The organism is Blautia sp. HA3515, from assembly GCF_059933065.1.
In genome coordinates, this window is record NZ_JAYFUY010000033.1 from 1 (window position 1) to 9,802 (window position 9,802).

11 protein-coding genes and 3 pseudogenes are annotated in these 9,802 nt (G+C 40.5%); 9 read left to right on the top strand and 5 right to left on the bottom strand.

The genetic code is table 11. The annotated features are described in order from the left end of the window. A pseudogene (locus tag R1Y93_RS02150) lies at positions 1–215 on the top strand (tetracycline resistance ribosomal protection protein); the annotation flags it as partial. A 54-nt stretch (positions 216–269) separates the two neighbouring features. Next, on the top strand, positions 270–440 hold the full coding sequence (locus R1Y93_RS02155; protein ID WP_004614788.1) for a cysteine-rich KTR domain-containing protein: 171 nt from the start codon (positions 270–272) through the stop codon (positions 438–440). A gap of 564 nt (positions 441–1,004) precedes the next feature. Here the strand turns inward: R1Y93_RS02155 and R1Y93_RS02160 are convergent. The 5 genes from R1Y93_RS02160 to R1Y93_RS02180 all read right to left on the bottom strand — a co-directional run bounded on the left by R1Y93_RS02160 (position 1,005) and on the right by R1Y93_RS02180 (position 3,326). Beyond that, positions 1,005–1,247 carry a helix-turn-helix domain-containing protein gene (locus R1Y93_RS02160; protein ID WP_002604473.1) on the bottom strand — a complete coding sequence of 81 codons (243 nt, stop codon included), beginning with the start codon at positions 1,245–1,247 and terminating at the stop codon, positions 1,005–1,007. Beyond that, positions 1,231–1,668 (bottom strand): sigma-70 family RNA polymerase sigma factor, encoded by a 438-nt coding sequence (locus tag R1Y93_RS02165; protein ID WP_002604474.1) that lies wholly within the window; start codon positions 1,666–1,668, stop codon positions 1,231–1,233. The genes R1Y93_RS02160 and R1Y93_RS02165 overlap by 17 nt, the downstream gene beginning before the upstream one ends. Positions 1,669–2,138: 470 nt before the next feature. Continuing rightward, entirely contained in the window at positions 2,139–2,747 is a 609-nt protein-coding gene (locus tag R1Y93_RS02170; RefSeq protein ID WP_500821464.1) for a radical SAM protein, read from the bottom strand. A gap of 32 nt (positions 2,748–2,779) precedes the next feature. Then, entirely contained in the window at positions 2,780–3,124 is a 345-nt protein-coding gene (locus tag R1Y93_RS02175; RefSeq protein ID WP_500821465.1) for a hypothetical protein, read from the bottom strand. Between the two features lie 16 nt (positions 3,125–3,140). Then, positions 3,141–3,326 (bottom strand): cysteine-rich KTR domain-containing protein, encoded by a 186-nt coding sequence (locus R1Y93_RS02180; RefSeq protein WP_003431289.1) that lies wholly within the window; start codon positions 3,324–3,326, stop codon positions 3,141–3,143. 398 nt (positions 3,327–3,724) lie between these two features. Here R1Y93_RS02180 and R1Y93_RS02185 point away from each other — a divergent pair. From R1Y93_RS02185 to R1Y93_RS02215, 7 genes and pseudogenes are all read left to right on the top strand, one after another. Further along, positions 3,725–4,080, top strand: a pseudogene (locus R1Y93_RS02185) (helix-turn-helix domain-containing protein). A 150-nt stretch (positions 4,081–4,230) separates the two neighbouring features. Continuing rightward, positions 4,231–4,608, top strand: coding sequence for a plasmid mobilization protein (locus R1Y93_RS02190; RefSeq protein WP_500821466.1), 378 nt, complete (start codon positions 4,231–4,233; stop codon positions 4,606–4,608). Then, positions 4,569–5,048, top strand: a pseudogene (locus R1Y93_RS02195) (relaxase/mobilization nuclease domain-containing protein); the annotation flags it as partial. The gene R1Y93_RS02190 and the pseudogene R1Y93_RS02195, both read left to right, overlap by 40 nt. 289 nt (positions 5,049–5,337) lie before the next feature. Continuing rightward, a complete protein-coding gene (locus tag R1Y93_RS02200; RefSeq protein WP_003864535.1) occupies positions 5,338–5,514 on the top strand; it encodes a helix-turn-helix domain-containing protein in 177 nt (58 codons plus the stop codon). A gap of 120 nt (positions 5,515–5,634) precedes the next feature. Continuing rightward, a complete protein-coding gene (locus tag R1Y93_RS02205) occupies positions 5,635–6,624 on the top strand; it encodes a helix-turn-helix domain-containing protein (RefSeq protein WP_003864534.1) in 990 nt (329 codons plus the stop codon). 1 nt (position 6,625) lies between these two features. After that, positions 6,626–8,017, top strand: a complete 1,392-nt coding sequence (locus R1Y93_RS02210; RefSeq protein WP_173817058.1) for a site-specific integrase — start codon at positions 6,626–6,628, stop codon at positions 8,015–8,017. Between the two features lie 1,263 nt (positions 8,018–9,280). Continuing rightward, positions 9,281–9,445 carry a hypothetical protein gene (locus R1Y93_RS02215; protein WP_500821467.1) on the top strand — a complete coding sequence of 55 codons (165 nt, stop codon included), beginning with the start codon at positions 9,281–9,283 and terminating at the stop codon, positions 9,443–9,445. Positions 9,446–9,802 lie beyond the last annotated feature (357 nt).

Here is a 9,802-nt window from a genome sequence, read left to right on the forward strand (position 1 = left end):
GGATAAAGAATGACGAGGTCATTCTGAAAGGAGAAATCCCTGCTAGATGTATTCAAGAATACAGGAACGATTTAACTTATTTCACAAATGGGCAGGGAGTCTGCTTGACAGAGTTAAAAGGATACCAGCCAGCTATTGGTAAATTTATTTGCCAACCCCGCCGCCCGAATAGCCGTATAGATAAGGTTCGGCATATGTTCCACAAGTTAGCTTAACAGCTTGCAAAAGTCATATAAAATGAGATTTGAAAGGATTAGAGACTAATTATGATGAAATGCGAATGGATATTGTGTCCTGTTTGTGGGAGTAAAACCCGTAATAAAATTAGGAAGGACACTGTTTTGGAGAATTATCCCCTTTATTGTCCAAAATGCAGACAAGAAAGATTGATTAAAGTTGACAACTTGAAGATAACTGTCATCAAAGAGCCAGACGCTTAAGACGCAGAGCCGATGAAATTGTGGAACAATTCACGAATCATCGGCTCTTTTTGTTTCGTATTTGAAAGAACAAACTCACCAAATAAAAAAACGATATTCGGGTGGGTTATTTTGTTATACCCTAAATTACCCTCTGAATTTGTTTTTAAATTTGGAGGGATTTTTTTATGTTCTTTTTTCGGGCGGTTATTCATCTGCTCATACGAAGTAAAATTTATCAATACATAGCATATCAGAGAACGGCAGGAAACCAGTTAAAAAAATTTCTGCCTATGCAACGGTACTTCCTGCCTTGAAAGTAGAAGTACAATCTCCATACAATAGAATTACTATTTCCTATAACCGTAAAGGTCACAGAGCCTTTGCGGTTTTTCTTTTGTCGATTTTTGTTGGAAAGTGCCGCAGGGCTATTAGTGGTGTTAGGTGTCGTTCGCCGCCTCTCCATCTGGATTTTAAGCATTTCAAAAATTCAGATGGGAGGACAATACGGTGAAATACGCACCAAGAAAAGTATATATCAAGGAAGCGTGGAAAGGGGACACGCTCCCCGCATGGGCTAAAAGATTATCCTACATGAAAAGCAAGGGTGCGGGTAATAAGGCGCACTTGCAGCCTGTTACGCATTTCCTCGTCCACATAGGAATAGGTATTGCCCGCGTCGTCTTTCAGCGTGCGGGTACAAAGTTTCGCTATGTAACCCTCGTAGTGCTTCAAGATCGCGCACATGGCGGTTGTGTCGCCGTTTGCCGCTGCGGAAATGACAGGGAACGGCAACAGATTTTCAGACTTCCTAACGGTATTCATCATCTGCTTTTCCCTCCAAATACTGTTTGATTTTCGCAAGCGCGGATTTCCTGTGCCGGAAAACCGTCGTGCGTACAACATTCAGCAGTTCGCCAATTTCCGCGTCGCTCATATCCAAGAAGTAGGACAAAAGGATAATGTCGCGTTTCCTTTCGGGCAAAGCGTTAAGGGCTTCGGCAAGCAGTTCATTTTTGACGAGTACATCAAAGCCGGACACTTGAAAACGGAAATAATCGCTTTCGTATTCGTCCGTTGTGAAAAGCTGCGCGAGTTCGCTTTCGCTCAAATCCGAAAAAGTAACTTCGCGTGCTGCGCGTTTCGCAAGAGTGCGGCGGTGGCTTTTCGCTTCGCCGACCAAAGTTTTCTTTGCTAATGCGTCGTACTGATGTTGTATTCTTTCCTTGTCGGAAGAAGATAGCTCCATAGAGTTCACCTCCTTCCCGCGTGGAGTAGAGGACGGGAGTTAAGGGCTTGTCCTCTCTGCCCCTTTCGCTCCGTACCCGTTCGGGAGAATGGCTCTTGAGTGCGCTTTTCAGAAAAAAGTTGAAAAAAGCAAAATGCGCCCGTCCGCAAGACGCGGACGGGCGCAAAGGAAATGTAAGCAGTAGCTAAATGTATTGACAGTTCACATTCATAGCCGGAATATCCCGCTTGCGGAGCATAGCTTTTTTTGACCGCAAAGCATTAGGCGGGTTACAGTAAATAAAAATGGACACGGCGATACCTCCCCGATACCGCCGTATCCTTAAAAAAGGGCGACTTTAATACACTACCCGCAATCCATTCTATAATAGGGAACAGCGGCTTTTGCGCAATATTAAATAAAAAAGCCGATAACACATAGGTTTTTTGACCTAATGCGTTATCGGCTCTGCGTCTATGCGTCTGGCACTTTTAATCATTTTTTTTGAATTTATTATATGTGTTAGCTAACTGTCCACAAGCCGCGTTAATCTCTCTGCCATGAGAAACTCTCATAGTAACTTCAAGTCCTGCTTGCTCTAATTGATGTTTGAATGCAACTATTTCCCGTTTCTGTGGTGCTTTAATTCTTGAATTGCTTGTTGGGTTGTATTGTAACACGTTAATCATAACTTTTTTGCCCCGAAACCATTTTGCAAGTTGTCTTACATCTGAGGGCCGGTCATTTATACCCGGTAAAAGCAAATACGCAAAGACAATTTTGCGATTATGCCTTTCAGAATAGGATAAGGCTTGCTTAACAACATCTTCAATAGCATATATGCGCATGTGAGGAATAATACGATTTCTTGCAGATTGTGTTGCTGCGTGTAAAGATATTGTCAACTGAATTTTAAGATGTTCCTCGCGCAATTTTTTTAATTGATCGACCGGACCAACTGTTGATATGGTAATGCCGTCGGTTGGAAAGTTGAGCCCATATCTATCTCGGAGAATATGGATTGCTTTTATCAAGTTGTCATAATTGAATAAAGGCTCTCCCATACCCATAAAAACGATACGGTTTACTTTTCGACGCAACAATATAATCTGTTGTACGATTTCTGACGATGTTAGATTACGAACAAAGCCATTTCGCCCGACTCACAAAAAATACAACCAACAGGACAACCGACTTGTGTGCTCACGCAAACAGTTCCACCATCTCGCCGCTTGATAAAAACCGTTTCAATGTATTTGTTGTCTTTCAGTTCGTAAACATACTTTTCAGTATCACTGCTTTTGCAAATATTTTTTACCAACATTGATAGATTTTTTTTGCGTGGTAATTGCTTATATAATTCTTCATATAAGGCTTTTGCTTCATTCTCGCCAATAACTTCCGACATTTCTTTGTAAGTAAATCCGTATGGATCATTCCGTACTTCCGCAGGCGTATATTTAGGTAAACGTTTCATTTTTATATCCTTTCTTCTAAATAATAAAAGTTTGTTTTTCTGTATTTTTGATTACAATCTCTAATTTTTCTACATCAATGATATGCGTCAATTTGCATTTAGGGCAGAAAAGAGGAAAATCTTTTAATACAGTATTATGAAATACTTGAACTCTCGTCTTTCCGTTACAAATCGGACATTTTATCCAATATTTTTTAAGCATTATATTTCACTCGTCCTTTTTACACAAAAAAATGCAGGTCAATCCTCAACATGAGCATTGACCTGCATTTATAATGCACAGAGCAGTACAACAAAACTAAGGCATAGCTTGCACTATGTCTATACTATATCTATACGTCGTTAGTTTTTTGTATAGCATCCGCAAAATAAGCATGACAAAAAAGCCCATGTTGAAAATGGGAAAATCCTTTTTTTCAATGCTTATCTAATACGCATGCTATGCAACATAAACGCCGCCTCCTTTTACATAAATTTTATTTTATCAGAAAATCAGTCTACTGTCAATACACAACAGGAAGTATTTAACCTAATGATATGAATTGTGTGGACATATCCAAAAAGAAAGGTGAACTGTAAAATGTAACAGGGTGAATGAAAATGGCAAAAAGACCCGTACCATTGTACGACTTTAAGGCTTTCGGGGCAGCTATAAAAGCCGCGAGAAATGAATACGGCGAGAGCCGCAAAAAGGTAAGCGACGAGTTATATATTTCCCCGCGCTACCTTGCGAATATCGAGAACAAGGGACAACAGCCGAGTTTACAGGTATTCTATGACCTTGTAACCCGGTATCATATTCGGTAGATCAATTTTTCTTCCCGAACAGCAATGCGGAGAAATCCACCGGGCGGCGGCAGCTTGACGCGCTGCTGGACGGTATGAGCGATAAAGGCATACGGATTGTAACCGCAACAGCAAGGGAGATAACGGAAGTCGAAAAAGCAGAGGATTAACCTCACAATATGAGAAATCGGGAGATTGCAGCGCATGGCGGCTGCAATCTTTTTGCGTCCAAAATCAAAGGAACGCGCAACAAATACCGCCTTTCGGTGGGGGTATGGAGTAGATAACAAGCACAGCAAACGAGTACCCGTTTGCGGAAAATGCTTGTTGGGATAATCCCAAACCCTTATACCGAAAGGCGGTGCGGAAATGGAAAACCGAAGAGAGATATACAGATGAAGTTTTACGTTACGGAAGAAGAAAAGCGGCTGATCGACGAGAAGATGAAGCAGCTTCCCATAAAGCAGTATGGGGCATACTTCCGTAAAATGGCGATAGACGGGTATATTCTTGTCGTTGACCGAAGCGACACAAAAGCATATATCCGGGAACTGCAAGCGGTGAGCCGGAACATCAACCAAATTGCAAAACGCGCCAATGCGACGGGGACGGTTTACAGGCAGGATATAGAGGACATTAAAAAGGCGGTGGACGAGATATGGCGGTTACAAAGACGCACCCTATTAAATCAACCTTAAAGGCTGCGATAGACTATATCTTAAATCCCGAAAAGACAGACGGGAAGCTGCTTGCGTCCTCTTTCGGCTGCGGGCTGGAAACCGCCGATATTGAGTTTGCATGGACGCGGGAAGCTGCCGGAGATCGCGGCACACATTTAGGGCGGCACTTGATACAATCCTTTGCGGTGGGAGAAACCACACCGGAAGAAGCGCACAAAATCGGCATGGAACTTGCCGGGGCGGTATTAGGCGGCAAGTATGAGTTTGTTTTGACAACTCACGTCGATAAAGACCATCTGCATAATCACTTGATTTTTAACTCGGTCAGCTTCGTTGACTACAAAAAGTACCATTCCAACAAACAAAGCTATTACCATATCCGGCGCACCAGCGACAGGATATGTAAAGAGCATGGGCTATCCGTCGTCGTGCCGGGACAGGACAGAGGGAAAAGCTATGATATTGATATATTTTATATGAGCAGAAGGTAAATTCAAGTTTGTTGAATTAAAAATGAAATAAAGTTCCAGTAATCATAGAGTGTATGGATTCAATTCCATATGCTCTTTTTCTTTACTTAATTTCATGAAAAATGTAAAAATCTAATGTTACGAGTTGCATTAAAGAAAACTCGTAAGAAAAAAAGTAAAAAAATTTGCTTTTGACCACTGTAAAACATGCTCTGAGCGTTTCGTTATATGAAGGGATAATTTTTCTTTCATATTTCAAAGAAAAGAGGATAAAGAAATGTCAGAAAAAAGATGTTATACAGTTCAAGAGTTACAGGAAATCTTAGGAGTCAGCAGACCTACTATTTATAACCTTTTAAAGAAAAAGGAATTCCGGTGGATCCAGTTGGATGGCGGAAAGTATCGCATCTCTAAGAAGAGTTTCGATGACTGGCTCGATAACTTGGAACAATAAAAAACAGGGTGTTGATCAGGCAGATTTTGTCTGCAATCGACATCCTAAATTTTTATCTGGATTTGAGATATGATATAAGAAAAAACACTAACACTAAAAAAGACAGGAAGTGAAGAATAAATGGCAACAGCAATTATGAAACAAAAAGAAGTTCCGGAAATGGACGCTGTTGAAGAGATCATTTCAAAGATATCAGAAGACAGTCCTTACAAACGGCGTCCGACACAAAAGAGAACCTGGATGACCGTGCCGGAAATGGGAAAGCTGCTGGGATTAAAAAAGACAGATCGATACTGGCTGGTGCATAAAAATGTTTTTGAATCTAAAGAGATTGCCGGAAAGATACGAATCAATATTGCCAGCTTTGAAAAATGGTACGCCAATCAGATTAAATACCATAAAGTTACCGGAGAAGAACCGGGGAAAGAATTGAAATCCTGGTCCTATTCCGTTAAGGAAGTTGCGGATCTGTTGGGTGTTGATGAGTATCTTGTTTATGATTTACTCAAGAAAAATCAAATGGAAGCTGTTATTGTCGATTACTGGAAACGAATACCAAAAGAATCTTTTCAGAACTGGTATAAAAGCCAGTCCCGGTATCGAACAAAGGAAGACAGAGAAAAAGACGCTCTTCTGGAAGATGCAACAATTACGATGCCTGAGATGGCACAGCTGCTTGGAACAACCAGAAGCGCAGTATATACAATTCTTGATAATCCAAAGTATAGTCATTTTTTTGAATTCATTGTGATTGCAGAAAAGAAAAGGATCACAAAAGAGAGTTTTCAAAAATTCCTGGAAGGTCAGGATCGGTATAAGCTGGATCCATCGAATGATTATGAAGAACTTGCACAGGAACAGAATATTGCCCTGGCTAATTTCCGGCGGAAGAAATTATCACAGACCGGAATACGAGGAAGCAATGGAAATATAAAGTATCTTACTTTTGATGAAGCTTCCTATCTGGCAAAGGTCAGCAGAAGCATGATCAACAAGTGGGCGGATACAGGAAAGTTCACCGTAATAAAAGTTGGCAGTCGAGTTAGGATCCGTCGGGATGAATTTGAGGACTGGATGGAGCAAAGAGATTTGGAAAGGAGTATGCAATAATATGGCATCAATAAGAGAACGAAACGGAAAATTCAATGTAATCTATTCTTATACGAATGAAAAAGGCGAGAGAAAACAAAAATGGGAAACCTATGAAACAAAAGCCGAAGCTAAAAGAAGAAAAAAAGAAATTGAATATAAAAAAGAGATGGGATCATTTGTCGTCCGTAAATGCAAAACACTGGACGAGCTTATTACAGAATATGTTGCACTTTATGGCAAAGAAAACTGGGCGCTTTCTACATATGAAGGAAATGTCTCTCTTATCAATAACTATATTCTTCCGATCATTGGTGATACGAAACTCTCAGAGATCAATACCCGTTTCATCGAAAGATATTATCAGAGTCTTTTGAAGAGACGTGCAGTTATCAATCCATTGAATAAAACCAGTCGAAATGAATTTGTATCTTCCAGTACGGTCAGGGATATTAATAAGCTGCTTAGAAACTGTTTTGAACAGGCAGTGAAATGGGAGTTGATGGAGAAGAATCCTTGCACCCATGCGACTGTACCAAAACATAAATCACAAAAAAGAGACATCTGGACAGCGGATACATTGATGTATGCGCTCAGTGTCTGTGAAGATGAACGATTAAAGCTCGCAATTAATCTATCTTTCTCATGTTCCCTGCGACTTGGTGAGCTGCTTGGTCTTACCTGGGATTGTGTAGATATTTCTCCTGAGGCAATTGAAGAAAACCGTGCATATGTCTTCATCAACAAAGAATCACAGCGTATAAGAAAAGAATCTTTAAATGCATTGGATGGAAAAGATGTGTTGTTGGTATTTCCGACAAATCATAAGAAGAATTCTACGGTCCGTATTCTGAAAACACCGAAGACAGAAAGCAGTGTGCGTAAAATATTCTTACCGAAGAGTGTTGCTAATATGTTGGTAGACTGGAAGGTTGAGCAAGATGAAATGAAAGAAATTCTTGGTGATGAATATATGGACTATAACCTGGTTATGGCAAGTACCTTTGGTCTTCCTCTCGGAGATGGAGCAATCCGTGGTCCTTTAAAAAAACTGATCGAGGACTATAATCTCCCACCGGTTGTATTTCACAGTTTTCGTCATAGCAGCGTTACTTATAAGCTGAAATTGAATGGTGGAGACATCAAGGCGGTACAGGGTGATTCCGGCCATGCTCAGGTCAATATGGTTACGGATGTGTACTCTCATATTCTGGATGATGACCGAAGGAAAAATGCAGAGCTTTTTGAAGAAGCGTTTTATGAGAAAAAGAATCTGGATCCACAGATGCATGTACAGCAGGAAAATAATAATGCAACTGTTGCTGATGAAGTCGATCCGGAACTTCTGGCAAAAGTGTTGGCAAATCCAGAGATGCGGGCATTGCTCAATTCACTGGCGAAGACGATGAAGTAATGAAAAATAGTGAAAAAATAGTGTAATTTTAGTGGAAAAACGATTCGCAACGATATAAGAAATAAGTATCGGAATAATAATACAAATAAAGTTTCAAATGAATCAATAAATGAATCTTTAAATTCAAATAGTTGGTAGCATACACGAACACAAGGCAGACAGGAATTATTTCTCGAAGCCAATGTAGATGAATTGAAAACACTCTTAGAAGTTGCTTTAATTCAGAGCACGGGAGCATCCAACCGAATTGAAGGTATCAGCTTTTGAAGAATGACTTTCAGAAGCGACTTCGAAGCTGCTTTGAAAATATCAAAGTAGCCAGTCAAAAACGCATGGACAAACCGTCTCGTATGCGTTATATTATTTATAGACAAGAAAATATCTTGTGCTTTCGATAGGAAGTTTAATTGAATACTGTTTACCATGATCGAACGTACGAAGCATGGTGGTCATATAACAGATGTCAGATGGTAATATCAAGGCATTCCCCAATTATTAGCTGGAGCAAACAATCAGCTAACTTTCAGAGCTTTACGAGAGCTTGACAGAGGGGGTATTCAGAATAACTCGAATTGAATCGGAAACAGTTTTATATAGTGTCCCACTTGGGTTTACCTTACCTCAGATTGACAGAGAGTGACAATAGGTTGGAGCTCTCCTAAGCCGAGGGGTCGGAGGTTCAAATCCTCTTGGCGACGGCCAACGCGGAATGATTAGCAGAAATCGCGAAATCATTCCGTTTTTTATTGGAAACGTATGAAAAACGCTTCCTTTTTCAGCGGAATTGCAAACGAATGGGCGAAATAGGCAAAGCTGATTTTCCAACAAAAACGGGCCCATTTCTGAGAAAATAAAAAAATAATTTTTTCTAAGAGATTATGGCGACGACATTGTTTTCGCCGATACGGTTAGCGTTAAGTAGAGTAAATTACGGTCAAAACCGGCATTTTCTCAGCAAAAATCATTGCTTTTATAACTCTATATAAATTTTTGAATGAAAATACTCGATTACACAGATCTGTTTATGGTCTTGTGGATGAGTTTTTTTTATGTAATAGGAACATTACTGCGTAATGTTCCTATTACATAAAAACGCTCCGCGAGGATGCGACCAGATGCATGAGGAATATGTCTGCTAAAGCAGACTGCATCTGGCGCGCAAAGCGTAACAAGTCCCTCAAAGATTGAGGGATTCAGGGAGTTTGAAGCGGACTTGTCCGCTTTGGTTTGCAAATGAATAGCTGAAAAAGGAGGAGAGTTCTAATGAATTGCAAAAAGAATGCGAAAAGCAGATCAGACGATGAACACCGACTATTCGATCCTGCTATTGAGAAGGTCGTAGAGATCGGTCTGGAGCGTCTGAGGCCGTTCGAGAATCATCCGTTCAAGGTAAAAGAGGATGAAGCAATGGCACGGCTTGAATCATAATTCATTTGTTCCCTATATATTTAGCACATGAACAGATAGTATCTGTGATAAAAGCAGCTGATGAAACAGAACCTCGGGAGGTTGCAAGAAACATGCATCTGGCGCTACCTGTGATATTTCGTATTCTCTATGGCTATGGACTTCGTGCTCTCTGAAGTTGTTGGTCTTCGCTATAAGGATGTAAACCTCGAAGATGGGGATTCTTACAATCCGTGAAGCCAAAACTGACCGTGAGCCGATATATCCCATTATCAGACTCTGTGAAAGAAGCTTGTATATCCTATGCAGATAAAACCTGGTGGGAAAAAGACAGTGACTTTTTCTTTCCTGCCCCTGATCAGTCCTATGACTGTATAT